The 20540-nt window shown below is 63.8% G+C and carries 20 protein-coding genes and 1 pseudogene; 3 read left to right on the top strand and 18 right to left on the bottom strand.

What is annotated here, in order from left to right:
- Positions 1-93 precede the first annotated feature (93 nt).
- Both panH and panG read right to left on the bottom strand, forming a co-directional pair.
- On the bottom strand, positions 94-1068 hold the full coding sequence (panH, locus tag NA29_RS08570; RefSeq protein ID WP_052253222.1) for a pandorabactin biosynthesis dioxygenase PanH: 975 nt from the start codon (positions 1066-1068) through the stop codon (positions 94-96).
- A gap of 79 nt (positions 1069-1147) precedes the next feature.
- A complete protein-coding gene (gene panG, locus NA29_RS08565; RefSeq protein ID WP_052253221.1) occupies positions 1148-2848 on the bottom strand; it encodes a pandorabactin export ABC transporter PanG in 1701 nt (566 codons plus the stop codon).
- A 304-nt stretch (positions 2849-3152) separates the two neighbouring features.
- On the opposite strand from panG, the gene panF reads away from it, so the two are divergent.
- On the top strand, positions 3153-4529 hold the full coding sequence (panF, locus tag NA29_RS08560) for a pandorabactin biosynthesis N-hydroxylase PanF (protein WP_052253220.1): 1377 nt from the start codon (positions 3153-3155) through the stop codon (positions 4527-4529).
- Positions 4530-4611: 82 nt separating this feature from the next.
- On the opposite strand, the gene panE is transcribed toward panF, so the two are convergent.
- The 4 genes and pseudogenes from panE to NA29_RS08540 form a co-directional block, all read right to left on the bottom strand.
- Positions 4612-5517, bottom strand: coding sequence for a siderophore-iron reductase PanE (gene panE / locus NA29_RS08555; protein WP_052252674.1), 906 nt, complete (start codon positions 5515-5517; stop codon positions 4612-4614).
- A pseudogene (gene panD, locus NA29_RS08550) lies at positions 5514-6274 on the bottom strand (pandorabactin biosynthesis thioesterase PanD). Before panD ends, panE begins: the two are co-directional and overlap by 4 nt.
- Positions 6264-6491 (bottom strand): pandorabactin biosynthesis protein PanC, encoded by a 228-nt coding sequence (panC, locus tag NA29_RS08545; protein WP_039397491.1) that lies wholly within the window; start codon positions 6489-6491, stop codon positions 6264-6266. The pseudogene panD and the gene panC overlap by 11 nt, the downstream one beginning before the upstream one ends.
- 99 nt (positions 6492-6590) lie before the next feature.
- Positions 6591-7328, bottom strand: coding sequence for a 4'-phosphopantetheinyl transferase family protein (locus NA29_RS08540; protein WP_157744768.1), 738 nt, complete (start codon positions 7326-7328; stop codon positions 6591-6593).
- 356 nt (positions 7329-7684) lie between these two features.
- Here NA29_RS08540 and panA point away from each other — a divergent pair, with 356 nt between their 5' ends.
- Positions 7685-8257: a pandorabactin biosynthesis sigma factor PanA gene (gene panA, locus NA29_RS08535; RefSeq protein ID WP_197701873.1), complete on the top strand. Its 573-nt coding sequence runs from the start codon at positions 7685-7687 to the stop codon at positions 8255-8257.
- A gap of 37 nt (positions 8258-8294) precedes the next feature.
- Here panA and NA29_RS08530 read toward each other — a convergent pair whose 3' ends face one another.
- The 12 genes from NA29_RS08530 to NA29_RS08475 form a co-directional block, all read right to left on the bottom strand.
- Complete coding sequence (locus tag NA29_RS08530; RefSeq protein WP_052252668.1) at positions 8295-9395, bottom strand: diguanylate cyclase; 1101 nt, start codon at positions 9393-9395, stop codon at positions 8295-8297.
- A gap of 205 nt (positions 9396-9600) precedes the next feature.
- The gene (locus NA29_RS08525) at positions 9601-10302 is read right to left on the bottom strand and encodes an outer membrane protein (protein ID WP_039397488.1); all 702 of its coding nucleotides are present in this window, start codon (positions 10300-10302) and stop codon (positions 9601-9603) included.
- Between the two features lie 93 nt (positions 10303-10395).
- Complete coding sequence (locus NA29_RS08520) at positions 10396-11058, bottom strand: response regulator transcription factor (protein ID WP_052252666.1); 663 nt, start codon at positions 11056-11058, stop codon at positions 10396-10398.
- Positions 11040-11990: a sensor histidine kinase gene (locus tag NA29_RS08515; RefSeq protein ID WP_052252664.1), complete on the bottom strand. Its 951-nt coding sequence runs from the start codon at positions 11988-11990 to the stop codon at positions 11040-11042. Before NA29_RS08515 ends, NA29_RS08520 begins: the two co-directional genes overlap by 19 nt.
- A 265-nt stretch (positions 11991-12255) precedes the next feature.
- Positions 12256-12612: a RidA family protein gene (locus tag NA29_RS08510; RefSeq protein WP_039397487.1), complete on the bottom strand. Its 357-nt coding sequence runs from the start codon at positions 12610-12612 to the stop codon at positions 12256-12258.
- Positions 12613-12681: 69 nt separating this feature from the next.
- Positions 12682-14115 (bottom strand): FAD/NAD(P)-dependent oxidoreductase, encoded by a 1434-nt coding sequence (locus NA29_RS08505; protein WP_039397486.1) that lies wholly within the window; start codon positions 14113-14115, stop codon positions 12682-12684.
- A complete protein-coding gene (locus tag NA29_RS08500; protein ID WP_052252662.1) occupies positions 14112-14420 on the bottom strand; it encodes a (2Fe-2S)-binding protein in 309 nt (102 codons plus the stop codon). Before NA29_RS08500 ends, NA29_RS08505 begins: the two co-directional genes overlap by 4 nt.
- A complete protein-coding gene (locus NA29_RS08495) occupies positions 14398-15501 on the bottom strand; it encodes an NAD(P)/FAD-dependent oxidoreductase (RefSeq protein ID WP_039397485.1) in 1104 nt (367 codons plus the stop codon). The genes NA29_RS08500 and NA29_RS08495 overlap by 23 nt, the downstream gene beginning before the upstream one ends.
- Positions 15502-15504: 3 nt before the next feature.
- Positions 15505-16320 carry an ABC transporter permease gene (locus NA29_RS08490; protein WP_039397483.1) on the bottom strand — a complete coding sequence of 272 codons (816 nt, stop codon included), beginning with the start codon at positions 16318-16320 and terminating at the stop codon, positions 15505-15507.
- A 14-nt stretch (positions 16321-16334) separates the two neighbouring features.
- Positions 16335-17273, bottom strand: a complete 939-nt coding sequence (locus tag NA29_RS08485; protein ID WP_052252659.1) for an ABC transporter permease — start codon at positions 17271-17273, stop codon at positions 16335-16337.
- The gene (locus tag NA29_RS08480) at positions 17270-18355 is read right to left on the bottom strand and encodes an ABC transporter ATP-binding protein (RefSeq protein ID WP_039397481.1); all 1086 of its coding nucleotides are present in this window, start codon (positions 18353-18355) and stop codon (positions 17270-17272) included. Before NA29_RS08480 ends, NA29_RS08485 begins: the two co-directional genes overlap by 4 nt.
- 48 nt (positions 18356-18403) lie before the next feature.
- Entirely contained in the window at positions 18404-19468 is a 1065-nt protein-coding gene (locus NA29_RS08475) for an ABC transporter substrate-binding protein (RefSeq protein ID WP_052252656.1), read from the bottom strand.
- Positions 19469-19639: 171 nt separating this feature from the next.
- Between NA29_RS08475 and NA29_RS08470 the strand changes: the two genes are divergently transcribed.
- On the top strand, positions 19640-20530 hold the full coding sequence (locus NA29_RS08470) for a LysR substrate-binding domain-containing protein (RefSeq protein WP_224786815.1): 891 nt from the start codon (positions 19640-19642) through the stop codon (positions 20528-20530).
- The last annotated feature ends 10 nt before the right edge of the window (positions 20531-20540 follow it).

Genomic DNA, 20540 nt, shown 5'->3' with positions numbered 1-20540 from the left:
AGGAGCGAAATCAAAGACTGGCGCGTGGCAGCCGACGGGCCGCGACGCGCGGTAAATGACGAAGAGAAGATGTTTCGAAGACCGGGAAGACCGTCAGCGGTCGGCCCCGTGCGCCTGCGCCATCGCCACGACGACCTTGCGCGGCCCCTTGAACGGCGAGCGCGCGTGTGCCGCGAGCATGTTGTCGAGCATCAGCACGTCGCCGTTCTGCCACGGGAAACTGATCTTCTCCGCTTCCAGAACGTGACGAATGGCGGCTAGCGCGTCTTCCTCGATGGGACTGCCGTCGCCGTAGTACACGTTGCGCGGCAGGTCCTCCTCGCCGACGACGTCGAGCAACGTCTCGCGCACGTCGGGTTCGAGGTTGGAGATGTGGAACAGGTGCGCCTGATTGAACCAGACCCAGTCGCCCGTCACGGGATGTTGCGCAACGGCCTGACACAGCTGGCGCGTGCGCAGCTCGCCGTCGTCTTTCCACTCGCAGGCAATGCGGTGCGCGCGGCAATACGCTTCGACTTCGGCACGGTCTTCAGTGTTGAAGACCTGCATCCAGGGCACGTCGAAACCGTTACCGAAGTTGCGCACGTACATCAGCCCCTTGCTCGCGAAGCGCTCGCGCAGGTCTTGCGGCAGACGGGCGTAGATACGGCGGCTGTCGGCAATCGGCGTCTCGCCGCCTTCCTGCGCCGTGAGCACGCTGTAGAACCAGATCTTCATCGGCCAGTCCCGCGTGTACGACTGTTCGTTATGCAAAGGAATGTGCTGGTGCGGCGGATATTCGGTGGATGTATAGACGCCTTGCGCGACTTTGCTGCGCGGCGTCGAGCCGAACTCATAGGTCAGCAGCGAATGACCGAATGACGCGGCGAACTCGCGGAACGCCGCATCGCCATCGACCTTGAAACCACGGAACAGAACGCCGCCATGAGTCGGGAGATATTCGTCCACCAGCGCATGAAGGGCACTGGCAGCGGCCTCGATCGGCACACCGGCATCGCGCGGTTCGACCACCATCGGGAGGTCGCCATTGGTGCGCAGGGCGCGCACATCGAGCATCGTATCGAGCATGGTTGGATCCTCAACGAAACCGCGGCGCCACACGCGCCGCAATTTCATTGACGATCCTCGTGACCGCAATTTAAGGGGTTTACGCGGACGATTGCGGTTTTTCTACATTTGCCGTCGTCGTCGCCGGATTTGCAGACGTCGATGCGACAGATGTCGGCTCGCCGTCCGAGATCAACTGACCGTTTTCCATCTTCACCAGCCGGTCGGCCAGCGAGAAGTAGCGGTCGTCGTGCGAGATCACCAGCACGGTTTTTCCCTGCGCCTTCAGCTCGGGCAGGATCTCCCGGTAAAACACTTCCTTGAATACCGGGTCCTGATCGGCCGCCCATTCGTCGAACACGAGGAACGGTCGATCCTCCACGCACGCCGCCACGAGGGCGAGACGCTTGCGCTGCCCTTGCGAGAGATCGCGCGTCGAGAATGCACCATTCGTCACGCTGACTTTGTGTTGAAGGTGCAGGCGTGCCAACCAACGCGCGGCGAACGCGTCGATCCGCGCGGGATCGGTTTGCGCGTCGTCCGCGCCCAGTAGCGTTTCGAACAGGTGGAAGTCGAAGAAGATCGCCGAGAACAACTGACGGTAGCGGTCGCGATTTTTGACGTCGACCGACTGGCCGTTCCAAACGATTTCGCCGCTCTCCGGCACATAAAGCCCGGTGAGCAGCTTCGCGAGCGACGTTTTACCGCTACCGTTCCCCCCGATCAGGAAGGTGATCTCGCCCGGACGGAACGTCAGATCGATCGGCCCCATGCGGAAGATTTCGTCCTGCTGCTCGTGGTAATAGCTGTGCGTGATGCCATGCAGACGCACCAGCGGCGCGCCAGTCGTCGACGTCTCCGACGACGTGACATCCTCGGTGCGCATCGACTCCGTCACCTTCTGGATGCGCTCGCTCGCGACACGCGCCATCGTCAGCAACGGAATGTTGTTGAGCATGGCTTCAAGCGGCGTGACCATGTACAGGAAGACGATGGCGTAGCCCGTCGCCACATGCGCATTGCTCGACGTAGCACCGACGAGCACAAACAGCACCAGCCCGATGAGCGCGAAGAACAGGAAGCGCACCCAACTGACCGAGAAGATGAAGAGCGTCAGGCCGCGCGAGCGATTCTCGCGCACCGCTTCGATAGCGGAGCCGAGCACGCGGGCGAGAAAGGCGTCGGCACGACGGCGGTTGAGTTTCAGTTCCTTGGCACCGGATGCCAGCGTCTGGAAGTGCCCGAACAACTCGTCCTGACGCTGTCCTGCCGTACGCAGATACCGAATCACTTTGGTATGGCTGATGTGATAACCCAACGCGCCCAGACCGATCGCCACGCAGGCCATCAGGAAGATCGGCCATGACAGGATCGCGAGGTACAGGAAGCAGCCCATCACAATCGCGCCGTTCATGACGAGCGTCGGCAGGCCGATGAAAAAGTTGGCAACGTGGTTGGCATCGTCGGCCAGCACCGACTGCACGCGCGCGCCGCCCGTCGATTCGACCACGCGCAGCGGCGCATTGACGATGATGCGCGACACGTGCCGACGCAGTTCGGCCAGCGTGCGCTGCCCCAACCGCGTGAAGAGCGCACCGGCGCACATCTGCGCGAGCATGGACAGCACGGCCAGCGCAGCGAAGCGCCACGCCAGCGCGCCCAACTCCGCGATTGGCGCACCGAGCGCACGATTGATCGATGCGATCAGCATGACGTTCGCCACGCCGCAGGCGAGCGAGGCAACTACAGCGGCCGCAAGCAGCCAGCGTGAGGCACGCAACAGGAACAAAAACAGGAACACGACGCTCTCCGCGGGCGATCCGTCGTCGCGCGCGCACCGGCGCCGCACCACGGATCTCGATGAAGGAACAGAAAGGAACCCGGAAGCTGATGGGCCGCACAGCCGCACACGCCGCCCACGCTTATGGCTCCTTTGCTCAAAGACGATTCAGGACACCGAAAATTTGCCCGTCGCATTTACCCGAATTTCGCCGGGGTAAATTTATAGAAAAGCTCATCGTCTTCTGGGAAACGGATGCGTTGTATCGCATTCCCCCCGATCCCGGGTCCGGGTGATTTCACCGGATGACCTTGCCGAGGCCCTCATGCACGCAAGTACCGAACCGTCCACGACGACCAACACACCCCCGCATTCCGTGACACACGACCTGATCGGCGTTGGCTTCGGCCCGTCCAATCTCGCCCTCGCCATCGCCCTCGAAGAACACTGCGGGCAGCGCCTCGGCCCCGCCCGCTTCCTGTTCCTGGAGAAGCAGCCCGAGTTCACCTGGCACGGCAACATGCTGCTCTCGAACAGCCGCATGCAGATCGCCTATCTGAAGGATCTCGCGACGCTGCGCAATCCGCGCAGTCGCTTCACCTTCATCAACTATCTGCATGAGAAAGCGCGGTTATCCGCGTTCATCAACTTGCAAAGCCACTATCCGACCCGGCGCGAGTACAACGACTATCTGCGCTGGGCCGCGTCGCACTTTCACGGGCAATGCGCCTATGGCGAAACGGTGACAGGCATCGAGCCGGTGCTGGAACGCGATGAAGTCGTGGCGTTGCAGGTGCATTCGCGCAACGGGCTAGGCGAGACGCAGTCGCGTCGCACGCGCAACGTGATTCTCGGCGCAGGCGGCACGCCCCATGTGCCGCCGGTGTTTGCCCCGCTGCATCGCACATCCCATGCGCGCTTGTTCCATTCGTCACAATATCTGGCCCGCGTGGCGTCGCTCAGCGAAACGGCACCGCGTCGGGTCGCCGTCGTCGGCGGCGGTCAGAGTGCGGCGGAAATCTTCCTCGACCTCGCGGAGCAATGGCCGCAGGCGCAGGTCGATCTCATCATGCGCGGGCGCGCCCTTAAACCCGCAGACAGCAGTCCGTTCGTCAACGAAATCTTCGATCCGCAATTCACCGACTTCATCTATGCGCAACCGGTGGAACAACGCGAACGGATTCTCGATGAGTTTCGCAATACGAACTATGCCGTGGTCGACGACGATCTGATCGCGCGCATTTACGACGTGCTGTATCAGCAGCGCGTGGGCGGACACGGCCACCACGCCTTGCTGTCGTGCCACGAGATTCAGGAGGCGAGCGCCGACGGGGAGCGCATCACGCTGCACATGCACGAGCGGCTCGCCGGACGGCCAGTGACGCAGCAGTACGACGTTGTGGTGCTGGCGACCGGTTACGAGCGCCGCACACACGAAGCCCTGTTGTCGGACCTCGCACCGTGGCTCGACGGCCTCGAGGGCGAGCGCGACTACCGTCTGCGTACCCGCGAAACCTTCCGGCCCGGCATCTATCTGCAAGGCTATTGCGAGCCGACGCACGGGCTGTCCGACACGCTGCTCTCGATTCTGGCCACGCGCTCGTCCGAAATCGCAACGTCGCTGCTCTCGCGCGCGCCGTTGCAGGCCGATGCCCCCGCCCAGACAGCCCAGGCATCGCGCGTCGCCGCACTGGCGGGATAAACAGGCACCATCGACGCAAAAACGGCACCGCTGCGTATTGGGCTGCGGTGCCGTTTTCTAAAGTTGAGCAGGATACGTGCGGCTATTGCGGTGCGCCACCCGCCTGCATCGCCAACTGCCGCTGAAGCTGCGCAGGCGTCATGGTCAGGATTAGTGGACACGATCCGCACAGCAACGCGTCGTCACATCGCGTGCCCTTCCCCGCCAACTGATAGCGCAGGCAACACACACGACGCGCGCGCATCGGCGTGGGCATGGCGGTTGAAGGCGGTGTGACGTAACGCACGGTGCGATAGAGCGGATTGTCGGACGTCTGACCGAAACCGGCGTCGCCATCGAACAGCCACGCGTAGTCGCTGGCGGCACGCGCGCTCAGCGATGGCACCTTGCGCATCTCACCGACGATGAACTCCAGCAAATTGCCAGCGTTGCTCCAGAGTACACGGGGCGAAACGCCCGCCGCGCGCTGCATCGCCATCATTGCGGCAGGCAGGTGCCCCTGAAGCAGCGACGCAAAACGCACTGGCGCCGGGTCGGCGACGGCATCGCCCTCCACATCACCCTCACCCTGCGGCATCCAACTGGACTCGGGAAAGCGAACTTGCACGGGCAACCCGCCGCGCAGCACGATGCCACAAGCCTCCGAGTCGAGCGTCAGCGTACGGCCATGCACGACGATGATCGCCAGCGCCGCCGGGGCAACGGCCCGGAAGTAGAACTTGCTCCACTGCGACATGAGCGCGCGCGGCTCGACCCCGGGCACGAGGCGACGAACGCCATCGAACATGGCGGGCATATGGCGATCGAGATCAGCCAGACCGATGACCGAATCGCCGGGGCGAAGGTCGTCGGGCACGCGCGCGCCGAAGGCCAGCCCGGCACACAGCGGCCCCAGCTCGGCCCGCACCGGGGCAGGAAGGCTCGCCGCGAGGTCGAACTTGGCAGCCCCCGGGAATGGCTGCGCCAGCGTGTGGGCACGCTCGCTCATCGCGCTGCCGCCAGCGCGTTCGCCGGGTGTGGCGCATGCATCGCCGAGGCCAGGCCGTTGGCGATAACCGCCAGCAGATGGGCGGGATCGTCACGGACGAAGAAATGGTCGCCGTCGAAGTCGGTGCGCGTATAGCTGCCGGTCGTCTCGCAACGCCAGTCGTCAAGGACGTCCGGCGCGAACGCGTCGCGACGTCCGGCCAGCGCATGAATCGGCATGGATAACGGCGCACGCGCCTGCGGCGACGCGCGCCGGTAATGCCCGCACATCTGAAAATCCGCTTTGATGAACGGCAGCACCATCGCCATCAGCTCAGGCTCGGCAAGCAGGGCTTCCGGCGTGCCGCCGAGCGCGCGCATCTCGGCCAGTACCTCGGCATCGTCGCGCAATGCGGCATAGCGACTGTCGTCGCGTGTGGCGGGCGGACGACTCGCAGCAACGACCAGCGCCGCAGGCGAACACCCTCGCGCGTGCAGGCGATGCGCGATCTCGAACGCCAGCAGGCCGCCAAGGCTGTGACCGAACAAGGCGAAGCGTGTGCCGGGCCTCACATGCTGCGCCAGACACTCCTCGGTCAGTTGGTCCGCCAGCAGGTGCGGGTCGTGTTGCAACGGCTCATGATGGCGCGTGCCGCGCCCCGGCAGTTCGAGCGGGCGCACCGCCATCCATGACGGCGCGGCCTGCGCCCAGCGCGCATACACCGTAGCACTCCCCCTGCGCAGGGGAGGCACAGCAGACGACAGGCCTCAAACGCCATTGCGTCCGTCACCCTGCGCGGCCAGATGCTCGCGCAGGCTGCGCGGGCGCATGTCCGTCCAGACCGACTCGATGTGGGCAAGACACGTTGCCTTGTCACCGGTCACCCCGACTTCGCGCCAGCCAGCAGGCACGGGCCGGTAGTCCGGCCAGATGGCGTATTGCTCTTCGTCGTTGATGACCACACGGAACACGCCATTCTCGTCGTCGAAACTCATCGATCACTCCTTAAGCGTCCAGCCTGCCGGGGGCTAAGGCTGCCAAGGGCACGGTGTGCGCCCTCCTCTGGCTGAAAGACGGTCCAGCGCCGGCGCAATTTACCCCTGCGGCAGCCAGGCCAGCGCCGCCGAATAGCCCGGGGGCGCGGGCAACAGACGCAGTTCCAGCCCCCGCAACGCCTCGGCCAGCGCCGGGTCGTCCGCTCGCCAGGGAATCGGGTACCCGGCGGTGGCCGACGGGATCGCCGCGTCGAACTTGCCCTCGACCGCCGTCACCGCGCGCGCGACGGCGTCCACATCTACGCTCAGCGCCGTGAGACTGTCCTGTAACCCGGTGCCGAGCGCCTTGAAGATCGCCTCCTTGAGGCTCCAGACCCAATGGAATATCTGGTCTGCGCGCGGTCCGTGCCCCGACAGCATGAAACTCAGCATCAGCAGCGCACGCTGCTCTTCGGCATGAAGGCAGACGTCCCACGACGAGCGCGGCTCGGCGAGGGCGTTCAGTCGTTCGATATCTACACCGACGCGCACATCGGGCGAATAGGCCAGCAGCCCCCAATGCCCGGAATGGCTGACGTTGAAGTCCGGCGGCCCGCCCCCAGCCAGACGCGGACGGCCCTGCGCATCGACCTCGAACGCCACCCGATCCGGCGGCACACCCAACTCGCGGCCAAGCACGTCGCGCAATGTGGCCCGGACCACCCCGAAGCGCGCCCGATCCTCCTCTTTATGCAGCGCACCGAGCCGGAAATGCTCGTCCGCAGACAGCCGCGACGCCAGGCGCGCCGGGGCGCTCGAAGCATCGGTAATCCTGATGAATTGCAAAGCTAAGCTCATTGGCATAACGAAATGACACGCTCCCCAATCGGTCGACATCTTGCATATCAAAATATCAATTGCAAACCATTCTCATTTTCACTATCGTTTACATCAAATTTACCGCACCCCCTGTAGAAAGTGGTAGCCCCGCTGCCTGTCAGGGCGATGCCATAGAAGTTCTGCAGTCCTGTCTTTTCTCCCTGCACCGTTGTGTCGGAACGCGCCCCGTGCGCCGTTCCCGGCGGCGTTCGTCCGTCGTTTTGTCATCCGACTGCGTTCGTGCTCCTCAAGGAGTGCCGCAGTGTGGTTCCAAAGCGACAGTGCGCTGCTTTGCCACACAGCTGTGCGTTCGATGCCGATCTGGAGGCAAAAGCATGAGCGAGCAGTTGAGTTACGCCGGGTGCCCCGGCTGGACGCCAATGGGCACAGATTCGGAGGACGGTCTCGTCGGCCAGATTTTCGTAACGCACCGACGGGCGCTGGTGGGACTGGCGATGCGCATTCTCGGATGCCCCTGCCGTGCCGAAGACGTCGTGCAGGACGCCTACATCAAGCTATGCGATGCGCGCAGCGCCTGCCCGGTTCGGCATCCCGCCAGCTACGTGATGCAAGTCGTGCGCAATCTGGCACTGGACGGATACCGCCGTCAGCAAATCGAGAATCGGGTGTTTACCGTGGAAGACGAAGCCATCGACATGCCCGATCGTGCCGCCTCGCCGGAGGCGCAGGTCACGGCGCGCCAGATGATCGGCGGCATGCTTGACCGGCTCAAGACGCTGCCCGAGCGCACGCGCACGGTGTTCGAGATGTATTACTTCCAGGATTGCACGCAGCGCGAGATCGCCCAGTCGCTTGGGGTTTCCACGACGCTCGTGAACTTCATGATGCAGGACGCCCGCCAGGCCCTCACGCCGTGGATCAGCGGCACGACCGAAGAGCCTGCGTGACTGACGACGCCACCGAGCCACTAAGCGCCTGAGCGGCTCAGTGCAGCACGACTCCGCTGAAGCCAACGTCGATATCGGCAATCACGATCCGGTCCTTCCCCGAGCGCTTGGCTGTGTATAACGCGTGGTCGGCCATCGCTAGCCACGCGGTCGGCGACACCAGGTTCACGGTGTAGTTCGCCACGCCAGCGCTCAATGTCACGGCACGCGCGGAATCCAGCCCCTCGGTGGCCTCCGAGAACACTGTACACACCTTTTCCAGCTTCCGACGTGCCTTCTCGGCGGATTGCCCGTCGAACAACACGCAGAACTCGTCGCCGCCGTAGCGGCCGCTGACGTCATGACTGCCGAGTTCGGTGGACAGCACGTCGGAGAGAATCCTGATCAGCGAGTCGCCCTGGAGATGGCCGTGCAAGTCGTTGATTTCCTTGAACCCGTCGATATCGATCAGTGCGATGCTCGCGGTCCCCGTGCGCCCTAGCCGCTTCTCGGCGAAGCAATTCGTGAGCGCGCGCATCCATGAGCGTCGGTTCAGTAGCGACGTCAGGTCGTCCTGATCGCTGATCCGGCGCAGCGTCCGCTCGCTCTTCGAGAGCCGCTTCGCCAGGCGATAGCTCGTGAGTCCGACCAGTGTGGGATAGATCAGTAACAACGGCAGGCTCGCGACCAGTTCCGAGAAAGGGATGTCCGTTCGGATCGTAAAACCCAGCACCGTCCCCGTCAGAATGCCGCCGACCAGCATGGCCAGAATGCCGTCGCGTAGCAGCCGGTATCCGCCTGCGGAAGCGTTGTGCATCAACAGCACCGACACCAGCACGGCCGACGGCACGCCACTGCATTGCATCGCCACCACCCAGCCGCCGCCGAAGGCCGAGTCACATAGCAGATTTCGACGCTCGGCCGACACCGGATCGGCCGACGACATGGCGATGGCGTGGGCGAACGCTGGCCAGAGAAACGCATTGAGCGCCCATATCCCGTAACCGAAATGCGAAGCCCCCGCATGCCGGATGGCCGTGAACACGGCGATGGCGCTCAGCACGCATCCCAGACTGCGCAGCCCCAACACGCGACGAGAGAAGTCCCGCCCCTTCTGGGCGTGGGATCGCGTGATCGGGTCGGTGGATGGGTCCGTCATGTCGCCAACGTCAAGCGCGGGTGAAGAGGGAATTGCGATGAGCCAATACGAAAGGGGGCTTTGACTTACTGTAGGCAACCTGCCGACTCGCGCATTATGCCTGCCCTGCTGCGCTTGCAGGCGCGAGCGGGGATCAACCCACAGACGCAGCAAATTCACCAATGCGTTGATCCCTGCTTGATCATCGTTTCCGACGGACACACGCTCAGAAGCGACCGCGCACCCCGACGAACACTTCGTTCGACGCCAGTCGGGCTTTCAGTTGTTCATCACGCGCACCGATACGATTCTCGAACGTGTTGAAGCCGCTCTCGACATTGCCCATATCGACGTAGCGATAGCCGATGTCGAGCGTGAAACGCTTGTCGATGGCGTAGCTCACGCCGACACCGCCCGAGTACGCCAGATTCGTCTGCGTACGCGAAGCGAAGCGGCGCGACGCGTTGCCTTGCCAGCCGTCTGCCGTGACGATCGCAACACCGAGACCGAGCGTACCGTACACGGAGAATCCATGCCCTAGATCGAAATCGCGATACCCGTTGAGCATCAGACGTTGCGACGCAACATTGAAGCGATTTGCATTTGCGTTGAACGGCGCCCAGTAGCTATCGAACTCGTTGCCACGTCGAAACACATATTCGCCTTCCACGCGCCAGCCGTTGCCGAATTGATGACCAAGTGCCACCGACCCCGTGACGTGGGCCCCGGACTTCGGACCTCGGATCATGCCGCTCACACGCGGGCTCGTCAGTTCCATGTTGTTGACGTTGTCGAAGGCGCCGATGAGGCGGGCGGCACCATAGTAGCCGGCGTCGCTGGCCAATGCCGCGGGTGCGGTGTCCGCGCTTGCGACACCGGCGAACGTCAGCGCCATCAATGGCGGAATGGCGAGGTGATAGGTCTTCATGGACTTCCTCATACGTAGCGATGTGAACCGCTATCGTAGAAAGTCCACCACGCCCGAGGTATCCGTCTGGCTACGGAGCGTCTCTGCGTAGCGCTACGGAGACGACTCACCGAGCAGCGGCGAAAAGTCGCGCACCAGCTCGACGAGCGAATTCACATCGAGCTTGCCCAACAACGTCGCGCGATGTGTCTCGACGGTGCGCGGGGATATCCCCAGCACGCGCGCAATCTCCTTGCTGCTGGCCCCCCTGACGACCCAGTCGAGTACTTCGCGCTCTCGCCCGCTCAGCGATGCCAACCCCGCCATGCGCTGTTGCCGTGCCTTCTCCACGTCGCGCAACACAACGTGCGAGCGCAGCGCATGCTGAACGGCGGCGATCAGCTTGTCCTCGTCGACCGGCTTTTGCAGGAAGTCCGCCGCGCCCCGTTTGAAGGCCTGACGGCACGCGTCGATGCTGCCGTGACCGGTCAGCACGATGACTGGCAGATCGGCCTGATGTCGCAAGCGCTCCAGCGCGTCGAGCCCGTTCATGTCCGGCATGCGCATGTCCAGCAGCACGCAGCCAATGTCCGCGAAGACCGCAATAGCGTCGAACAAGGTCGCGGCATCGCCGAACTGCCGGCTAGGAACGCGTACCGTACGCAGCAGCAAAGCAATGCCATCGCGCACCGCGATGTCGTCATCGACGATGGCTACGACCGGGGTCACGAGACAGCCGCTACGATGCTCATGCGCCCCTACGCCAGCGGCAACCATAGCGCCGCTTCGGCACCGCCCGAGGGCAGATTGGCAAGCGTGAGCTTGCCGTTCTGACGGTGCGTGAGCGTCTGGCACAGTGGCAGGCCGAGACCTAGCCCTTGCAATCGCGTGGTGAAGAAGGGATCGAAGACTTTCGACATGATGATGCCGTCGATGCCCGGGCCATTGTCGACGACACGAAATCGATAGCGGCGCCCGTGTCGTTCACCGAACACCTGGATATGCGGGCAGTCGAGACCGGTGACCGAATCGCATGCGTTCTGAATCAGGTTATGAAGAATCTGCTCGATGGCCGCCTGATCGGCCATCGGGCGAGCGCCCGGCGCCTCGTCGTGCCATTCGAACCGAATCGGCGCACGATCCGGTTCGCCCCGAAACAGCGCGAATAGCCCGAGTACGGTCGCGCCGGGATCAAACGCCTGAGGCGCGTCTGCGCCATGCGATCCAACGGTTGTGCGCAGCCGCTCGATGATCCGAGCGGCGCGCTTGGCCTGCGCGGCACTGGTTTGCAGTGCCACGCGCACGTTGTTGCGCTCCTCCGGCACGTCGAGCAGTCGCTCGGCGAAGCGCACATTCGAGACGATCGCCATCAAAGGCTGGTTGAGTTCGTGCGCAAGACCGGCCGCCATCTCGCCGAACGTATCGAGGTCAGTGAACCGGTCCAGTCGCGCGCGCGTGAGTTCGCGCTCGTATGCGTGACGAAGGCGTCGCACGCCCAACATCGCCAGAACGGCCAGCACGACGACCGCGTTCCCAAGGCCGATCGGCAGCCACGGCAAGTCCGATAACGCGCGTAGCAACGCATTATGCGAATCGGCCATCGCCGACGGGTGCGCCTCGGCGTAGGCGCGCACGACGATAAGGGCCGCGCCGACGACGCTCAGCGCCAACCACACCATCAATACGATCAGACTAATGGGACGACTCATGCAAGGATTGCTGCGGCATTACCGGCTTCGACCGACAACGCCCGACAGACGCGAATCAACGGTGCGAGGAGTCTCCTGCACTGTGCGCCCGCCCGTAAATCATATTTCTCCCAAAGTTGGCCACATAACCCATCAAAAAGGTACGCAGATTCCGGCGTCCGCAAACGACAGGATGGCCTAGGACGGCGGCGGCACGGATCGTCGTCGTCCGTGAGTCCATGAGTCCATGAGACCGCCGCCCGCCCTGCGAAGCAAAGGATCCAGATTAATTCGCTGCCGCGATCACGGCGATTTCGACGAGCAGGTCCGGCGCAGCCAGACGCGACTCCACTGTCGCGCGCGTCGGCGTGTTGCCGGGGCTTGTCCAGGCGTCCCACACAGCGTTCATACCGGCGAAATCCGACTCGATGTCCTTGAGCCACACCTGCGCCGACAGCAGGCGCGATTTGTCGATACCGGCGTCCTTCAGATAGCCATCGATCTTGGCCAGCACCTGCTGCGTCTGGCCGGTGATGTCCTGGCTGCGGTCATCGGCGGTCTGGCCGCCGATGTAGACCGTGCCGTTATGCACCACGACACGGCTCATCCGTGCATTCGTGTGATGGCGTTGAATGTCGCTCATTACCTCGTCTCCAAAAGAGAATAAGAACCGGAATAAAAAGTAGCAGGCGAGCGGCGCGAGCCGTCTCGCCTACTTGGGGAAACCTGCTCGTTCGCTCAGGAATTCAGGGGCGTCGACGGCCGAGGCGAGTTCGCCCAGCGTCACCGGCTTGATCGGTGGACGGATGCGGTAGTAGCCCACTTCCGGCACCGCGCACCCTTGCGCCTGCGCCAGCAACTCGGCGACGGTCATGCCGCAGAATCGGCCCTGACACGGGCCCATGCCGCAGCGCGAGAAGCTCTTGGTCTGGTTTGGCCCGACGCAACCCAGTCCCGCCATGCGACGCACGTCGCCCGCCGTCACCTCCTCGCAACGGCACACGATGGTGCTGTCATCGGCCGGTGCGCGGAAACCGTCCGCCGGTCGGTAAAGCGCGTCGAGGAACGGCCGAATCGATGTGTGCGACGCCAGCTCGCGGCGCAGCGACAGCGCACGCGAATCGCGCTTCGCCATGTCGAGTTTGCCGAGCGTAGCGGCGGCCTGCGTGGCCGCGAGACGCCCGGACGGCTCAGCCGCGAGCGCGCCGCCGATGCCCGCACCGTCGCCCGCCACGAAAATACCCGGCACGCTCGTCTCGCCCCATGCGTCGGTCTTCGGCCGCCAGCACAGTTGCGCTTCATCCCATTCATGTTCGCAACCGATCGAGCGCGTGACCTGCGTGTTCGGAATCACGCCCTGATGCAGCAGCACCAGTGCCGTATCGATGCGCTGCGTCTTGCCGTCCACAACGTATTCGATGGCCTCGGCCTGCGTCGCACCCAGCACGCGCAGCGACGTCACATGCTTCACGTGCTGCACGCCCGCCGCGCGAATCGCACGCAGCAGCTTGAGGCCCTTCATCAGGTAGGACGGTGCACGCAACGCTCCGCCCGCGTGACGCAGCGCCTGACGGCGTGCGTCCGGCTCGGCGGTATCGAGAATTGCGCGCACCGGCACACCGGCGTTGATCAATTGCCACGCGAACAGATACAACAACGGCCCGCATCCGGCCAGCACCATCGGCGTGTCCGGCACGAGCGCAGACGCTTTGAGCAACGTCTGCGCCGCCCCCACGCCCATCACGCCGGGCAACGTCCACCCCGGAATCGGGAACGGGCGCTCCTGCGCACCGCTTGCCAGCACAATGGCCCCGGCTTCGATCTGCAACGTTCCGCCGCCCGCGCTCTGTCGCGTGACGGAGACACGCTTGTCGGTGCTGATTTGCCACGCAAGCGTTTGCGGCCAATATGCAATGCCTGCTTCGGTGAAGGCATCGACGAGTGCGCGCCCGCGCAGATAGTCCGGCCCGAGTACGCCTGGATCGGCCAGCGGCGAGCGGCTCACGCTTCGGTAAATCTGCCCACCGGGCAGGCTGTTTTCGTCGACGACGAGCGGCGTCAGGCCATGACGCTTCGCTTCAAGCGCCGCCGCGAGTCCCGCAGGACCGGCGCCAACGACCAGTAAATCCACACGCATCGAACTCATGCCACACTCCTTGCGCCATCCATGCGACGCACTTGCATCCCCTCGCGCACGGGCGTCATGCAGCCCTGCCGGTTCGGAACACCGTCGATCTCCACGAGACAATCGAAGCACACACCCATCATGCAGAACGGTGCGCGCTCGCTGCCCGTCACGGGCGTCGTGCGGCACGCCGTCACGCCCGAGAAGAGCAAGGCGGCCGCGACGTTCATATCCGTCGGCACATCGACCGGCATGTCGTCGATGAACATCCGCACCGTCGCGCCATCCTTGCGCGCCAGCGACTTAAGCAGCGAAACGTTTGGCATAGAAATGGTCCAGAAGCGCAGGGCGTTCAGCGCCGAGAATCCACGGCGCGATGGTTTCACAGTGAGCGGCGGCCAGCGTCACGCCGCTGTGGCAAGTCGCGAGAAATGCGCCAGGGCAAGACTCCGAGGCTTCGTAGATCGGCAGGCCGTCGCCCGTCATCACGCGCAACGCGCCCCATGCGCGCACGACGCGCACATTTTTGAGAATGGGGAACGGCGCAATGCCACGTCGCGCGATGTCGGCGAGCACATCCGGCGTCACACCGTCGTTGAAGCCGACGTCCTCCGCCGAGTCGCCGAGCATGACCGAGCCTTCGACGGTCTGACGTACATAGATCGTCGGATAGTCGAGAAACGGCTTAACCCGCTCCGTCACGATGATCTGACCACGCAGCGGCTTGACCGGCGCGCTCAGCCCCACCATCGGCGCGAGGTCGCGATTGCCCAGCCCTGCGGCAAGCACGACGCGCCCCGCTTCGAACGACGTATCGCCCATGCTTACGCGAAACGCACCGCTGCCCAGTTGACGGATGTCCGTCACCCGCAGGTTCGGCGCGTACTCGCCGCCCGCCTGTTCGAACGCAGCGAACAGCGCGCGCAGTGTGTACAGCGGGCTCACGTGCCCGTCGTTCGGTGAATAGATCGCACCAAACACGTCGGGGCCGATGGCGGGCAGACGTTCGGCCAGCGCATGGTGATCGAGCACCTCATAGACCAGCGCGGGCTCGGCTTCCTTGAGCTTGCGCATGCTCTCGACTTTGACGGCCAGTTCCTCGGCCGTCTGCGCGATGTTGAAACCGCCGGGGCGCTGAAAGCCGACGTCCACGCCGGTACGCGCGAACAGCTCGTCGGCCATCCCCTGCCAGGTGTTCGCCGAGTGCAGTGACCAGCGCGCATAGTTGGTGCAGGTGCCTCCCTTGCCCTGTACCCAGACCAACCCGAAATTGCCGCGCGCGGCCCTCAGCGAGTTGTCTTCGCCATCGCAAACGACGACGCGTTGTCCGCGCTTGGCAAGCCCGTAGGCGATTGCCATGCCGACGAGGCCACCGCCGATGACGGCGATATCGTATGTCTTTTGCATGTTTTAGTGATTTCCAACCAGAACCTTGTTCAATCCGTAGATGCGGTCGAGGATCAGCATGACCGCCAGCGTCACGCCGATGAGCAACGTTGAAATCGCGGCGACGCTCGGATCGACCGTCTCGCTCATATTCATGTAGATGCGCACGGGCAACGTGATCGTCTCCGGAGACGTGACGAAAATCGTGGCCGTCAGTTCGTCGAAACTGTTGATGAACGCCAGCACCCAGCCACCCGCCACGCCTGGCAAAATCGCGGGCAGCGTGATGCGACGGAATGTCGTCCAGCGCCCTGCGCCCAGCGAGCGCGCAGCACGCTCACCTTCGTCTGCCTGCCCGACGAGCGCTGCCATGATCAGGCGCAGCGCGTACGGGAAGATCAGCAACGCGTGGCACGCGACCAGACTCTCGAACGAGCCGCCCATATCGAGCAACGTGAACAGACGCAGGAATGCGATACCCAGCACCACCGGCGGGATCATCAGCGGCGAGAGCAAGAACGAGTTGATTGCATCGCGCCCGGGAAACCGGTATCGCGCCAGCCCCATGGCGGTGGGCACCGCAAGCGCCGTCGACACCGTGGCCGACATCACCCCCAGCCACAGACTCGTGCGCAACGCCGACTGAAAGTCCTCGTCGCTCATGAGCGATTCGAACCAGCGCAGCGAGAAGTGCTTCGTCGGAATCGAGAGGAAGTTATCCGGCGTGAACGCCACCAGACACACGACGACCAGCGGCGCGAGGATAAAGACGAGAAACAGCACGTGGAACGCCAGCGCGCCCGCGCCATTGCGATCGTACTGAGAATCGAGCTGATTCATGTGATGGTCTCCCGTCAGCCGAGACGGCGCGTGAAGCGCTTCTCAAGGGCGCGGTTGTATCCGCTGATGATGAGCACGTTGACGATCAGCAGTACGATCGCAATCGCCGCGCCCAGCGGCCAGTTCAGCGTGCCGAGGAATTCGTCGTACGCCGTGGTCGCCACGACTTTCAGACGACGACCGCCGATGAGCGCCGGTGTCGCGAAGGCACTCGCAGTGAGCGCGAACACGATCAGGCTGCCCGAGAGAATGCCCGGCGTGATCTGCGGCAGCACCACACGCCACATCACCGTCGCGCGACCTGCACCGAGCGAGCGGGCCGCATGCGCCACAGCGGGGTCCAGCCGCGTGAGCGACGTCCACACCGACAGCACCAGCAACGGCACGAGGACATGCACCAGCGCCACCGTCACTGCGCCCATCGTGAACAGCATCTGCAACGGATGATCGATGAGGCCGAGCTTCGTGAGCACGGCATTGATCAGCCCTTCCCGGCCGAGCAGAATCGACCAGCCGAGCGTGCGCACGACGACCGAGATCAGCAGCGGACCGAGCACGAGCACCAGACACAGCGAGCGCCACGGATCGCGCATGCGGAACAGAAAGTAGGCCTCAGGCACGCCGATCAGCACGCACAGCAACGTCACGCCGACCGACAGCAGCAAGGTGCGCAGGAAGATCTCGTAGAAGTAGCTGTCCGTGAGAATGTCGACGTAATGCTGCAACGACACCGTCGGCAGAATGCCGCCCGAATTCGGGTCGAAACCGTGCAGACTCAGGACGAACGTCAGCACGAGCGGCACAGCCAGCAGTACGAGGAAGTAAAGCGTCGCAGGCGCGACCAGCGTCCATGCCGAGCGACGCTGAGCGGCGACCTCGGGCGATACCGATGCCGTGGGCTTTGCCGTCGCCACGCTCGGCACACCCGGTGGCGTAGACGTTGCGGCGTTCATGCGCTCTCCTGCACGAGACGCAGCGCATCGTCGGCCCAGTCGAGACCGACGGCGTCACCGTCGTTGGCCGCAACCGCGCCGTCGTTCGACACGAGCACGCGCAACTCTCCCAGCGCGGTCGAGACGGTGAGAACCCAGTGGTTGCCATGAAAGCTGCGCTGCGCGACACGTCCCGGCACGCGCCCGGCGGTCGCCGACGTCAGCCGGATCCGCTCGGGACGCAGACAGAACGTGACCGCTGAATTCGCCGCCTCCGGCGACGCCAGTCCGGCCTGCGCAGGCGACACCACCAGCCGCAGTCCCTGCACTTCCAGCAGCGCCACGCCACCGCGCACATCAAGCTGACCGGTGATGAGATTGGTCTGCCCGATGAAGTTCGCAGCGAACGTCGCGCGTGGGTCTTCATACACTTCGTGTGGCGTGTCGATGCGAACCACACGCCCCGCGTTGAGCAACACCACGCGATCGCTGATCGCGAGCGCTTCGGCCTGATCGTGCGTGACCATGATCGTTGTTGTGCCGACCTTGCGCTGAATCGAACGCAACTCGTCTTGCATCTGTTCGCGCAACTTGGCGTCCAGATTCGAGAGCGGTTCGTCGAGCAGCAGCACGGGCGGTGCAATGACCATCGCCCGCGCGAGCGCCACGCGCTGACGCTGTCCGCCCGAGAGTTCGCGCGGATAGCGTTGCGCATGTGCCCCGAGGTGCACCAGTTCCAGCGCGTCCTTCACGCGGCGCTGCTTTTCAGCGGCATCCACCCGTCGCATGTCCAGACCGAACGCCACGTTCTGCGCCACCGTCATGTGCGGAAACAGTGCGTAGCTCTGGAAGACGATGCCCAGCCCGCGCTTCTCCGGCGGCACGGGCGTGAGGTCGCGGCCTTCGAGCAGAATCCGGCCGGACGTCGGGGCGACGAAACCGGCAATCATCTGCAACGTGGTGGTCTTGCCGCAGCCCGACGGGCCGAGCAGGGAGATGAACTCGCCCTGCGCAATCGAGAGATCGACGCCCTCGACCGCCACCGTGTCGCCAAAGCGCTTGCCGAGATTTTCAACGCGTAAGTAAGGGGTGCTGGTGCTCATGTCGCTTGTGTTCTCCTTGCCGCTCAACGTCCGGATTCACTTAATCGCTTAGCGCTCGATCTGACGATTCCAGCGCTGCGTCCATTCGGCACGCTTGGCGTTCACGACATCCCAGTCGACGCGCACGAGCTTGTCGATCTGTGCGGGCGACGGTACGCGCGCGGCGACCGCCATCGACAACTGGGTCTTCTTGTTGGACGGTGCCACGCCCTGGCTTTCAGCCAGCACGGCCTGCGTCTGCGGCGAGAGAATCATCTGGATGAACTTCTGCGCGAGCGCATCGTTAGCCGACTTGTCGACCGCGCACATGCCCATGCCTAACGCCACCGCGCCGTCCTTCGGATAAACGAATTCGACCGGAATGCCCTGCTGACGCAGCGCCTGCACACGGCCATTACCCCATACGGCCAGCGCGACTTCGTCGGCCTGGAACAGCTCGGCGATCTTGCCCGGCGACGGGTCGAACGACAGCACGTTCGGCGCGATCTTCTCCATCTCCTTGAAGCCCGGATCGATGTTGCTGTCGCTGCCGCCGTTAAGCTTCGACTCGACGAGTAGCGCGTGCAGACCGTACGTGTTCTTGATGCTCGGCATCACGAGCTTGCCCTTGTACTTCGGGTCGGAGAGTTCCTTCCACGACGTCGGTGCGGGCCATCCCTTCGACTGGAACAGACGCGTGTTGTAAGCGATGCCGGTCGCGATCAGACCGGCCGCCACGGCGTTGCCGCTCTTGAACTTCGCGATGTCATAGAGATCCTGATAGACCGGCGCGTCGGCGAGCTTGCCGCAAAAGCCCATCTGGATGGCCTGATACATCGGGCCGTCGTCGAGGAAGACCACGTCCATGCCAGCCTTGCCCTTTTGCGCCTGAAGCTTCGCGAGCGTCGTCGTCGAGTCGCCCGGCACGATCACAACCTTGGTGCCCGGGTTGGCCCGTTCGAAGCCGGGAATGACGTCTTTCTTCAGCATCTGTTCGAACGAACCACCGTACGCGCCGACATACAGCGTCGTATCGGCATGCGCGGCGGAAGCACCAAAAACCAATCCCGCACCGACAGAAATCGCGGCGGCACGGCCAAGCTTGCGAAGCGTTTGGGGGACGACAGTCTTCATCGGGAAGCTCCTTGCGTGATGCAGTGTTATGTGATGTTATGGCTCGGCATTACGAAAAAAATGAAACTATTGCGTGGTTTTCGTAGGGTCATTTTCGACACACGCACGGTCAAATCACATTTTTTTGCTCCGCCATACGCAAATGTTATGGGGGAGCGGAGACAAGCTTCGATGAAGATCCGGCAGTTGGAAGCCTTTCGCGCGCTGATCCTGCGTCAGACGGTCACTCGCGCGGCGGACATGCTCCACATCTCGCAACCGGCCGTCACGCGGTTGATCAACGATCTGGAAGCCGACGTAGGGTTTTCCTTATTCGACCGGAGCAACGGCCGACTGAATCCGACGCCCGAGGCGATGGTGTTGTTCGAGGAAGTGGAGCGCTCGTTTGCGGGCATCGACCGCATCGCGCAGACCGCCGAGCAGATCAAATCGCTGCGACGCGGCTCGCTGCACATCGCAGGTGCGCCCGCGCTGGCGCTGGAGTTTTTGCCCACCACGCTGACGGGCTTCATGCGCGAACATCCGGGCGTGAGCACAACGCTGCTGATTCACGCGTCGAGCATCGTGGTGGACATGGTGGTCGGGCGTCGTTGCGATGTGGGCTTCATCGCGCACCCGCTCACGCATGCGGGGGCCAACGTCGAGACACTGTATCGCGCCCCCATGCGCTGCATCCTGCCGCTGGGCCATCGTCTCGCCGACCGAGACGTGATTCGCCCGGAAGACCTGCGCGACGAATCCTTCATTTCCTATCCGAAGGAATTCGATAACCGGATGTACATCGACCGGCTCTTTGCCGAACGGCAGATCGATCGGGTGATGAGCGCAGAGTCCCAGTTGTCCGCAGCGATATGCGTGCTGGTCCAGCATGGCGCCGGGGTGGCGATCATCGATCAGGTCACCGCGCGCTACGCGGCCGGTCGGGTGCTGGTCAAACCGTTCGAGCCGGTCGTCATGTCCGGCTTCTCGCTGGTCACGTCCACGCAGCATCCGCCCTCACGGCTCGCGCAGGCGTTCGTCGACTACACGAAGGAGCGCATGGTCGAGCTGCTGGCCGACTGAGCCCAACTGA

It is taken from the genome of Pandoraea sputorum (genome assembly GCF_000814845.2).
GTDB lineage: Bacteria > Pseudomonadota > Gammaproteobacteria > Burkholderiales > Burkholderiaceae > Pandoraea > Pandoraea sputorum.
This window is presented reverse-complemented; position numbering and strand designations above follow the sequence as displayed.

Bases quoted from the DNA above. Each gene is read 5' to 3' on its own strand.
- panH (WP_052253222.1), bottom strand. From the start codon at position 1,068: ATGCTCGATACGATGCTCGATGTGCGCGCCCTGCGCACCAATGGCGAC.
- panF (WP_052253220.1), top strand. From the start codon at position 3,153: ATGCACGCAAGTACCGAACCGTCCACGACGACCAACACACCCCCGCAT.
- panE (WP_052252674.1), bottom strand. From the start codon at position 5,517: ATGAGCGAGCGTGCCCACACGCTGGCGCAGCCATTCCCGGGGGCTGCC.
- panC (WP_039397491.1), bottom strand. From the start codon at position 6,491: ATGAGTTTCGACGACGAGAATGGCGTGTTCCGTGTGGTCATCAACGAC.
- NA29_RS08540 (WP_157744768.1), bottom strand. From the start codon at position 7,328: ATGAGCTTAGCTTTGCAATTCATCAGGATTACCGATGCTTCGAGCGCC.
- panA (WP_197701873.1), top strand. From the start codon at position 7,685: ATGAGCGAGCAGTTGAGTTACGCCGGGTGCCCCGGCTGGACGCCAATG.
- NA29_RS08530 (WP_052252668.1), bottom strand. From the start codon at position 9,395: ATGACGGACCCATCCACCGACCCGATCACGCGATCCCACGCCCAGAAG.
- NA29_RS08525 (WP_039397488.1), bottom strand. From the start codon at position 10,302: ATGAAGACCTATCACCTCGCCATTCCGCCATTGATGGCGCTGACGTTC.
- NA29_RS08520 (WP_052252666.1), bottom strand. From the start codon at position 11,058: ATGGTTGCCGCTGGCGTAGGGGCGCATGAGCATCGTAGCGGCTGTCTC.
- NA29_RS08515 (WP_052252664.1), bottom strand. From the start codon at position 11,990: ATGAGTCGTCCCATTAGTCTGATCGTATTGATGGTGTGGTTGGCGCTG.
- NA29_RS08510 (WP_039397487.1), bottom strand. From the start codon at position 12,612: ATGAGCGACATTCAACGCCATCACACGAATGCACGGATGAGCCGTGTC.
- NA29_RS08505 (WP_039397486.1), bottom strand. From the start codon at position 14,115: ATGAGTTCGATGCGTGTGGATTTACTGGTCGTTGGCGCCGGTCCTGCG.
- NA29_RS08500 (WP_052252662.1), bottom strand. From the start codon at position 14,420: ATGCCAAACGTTTCGCTGCTTAAGTCGCTGGCGCGCAAGGATGGCGCG.
- NA29_RS08495 (WP_039397485.1), bottom strand. From the start codon at position 15,501: ATGCAAAAGACATACGATATCGCCGTCATCGGCGGTGGCCTCGTCGGC.
- NA29_RS08490 (WP_039397483.1), bottom strand. From the start codon at position 16,320: ATGAATCAGCTCGATTCTCAGTACGATCGCAATGGCGCGGGCGCGCTG.
- NA29_RS08485 (WP_052252659.1), bottom strand. From the start codon at position 17,273: ATGAACGCCGCAACGTCTACGCCACCGGGTGTGCCGAGCGTGGCGACG.
- NA29_RS08480 (WP_039397481.1), bottom strand. From the start codon at position 18,355: ATGAGCACCAGCACCCCTTACTTACGCGTTGAAAATCTCGGCAAGCGC.
- NA29_RS08475 (WP_052252656.1), bottom strand. From the start codon at position 19,468: ATGAAGACTGTCGTCCCCCAAACGCTTCGCAAGCTTGGCCGTGCCGCC.
- NA29_RS08470 (WP_224786815.1), top strand. From the start codon at position 19,640: ATGAAGATCCGGCAGTTGGAAGCCTTTCGCGCGCTGATCCTGCGTCAG.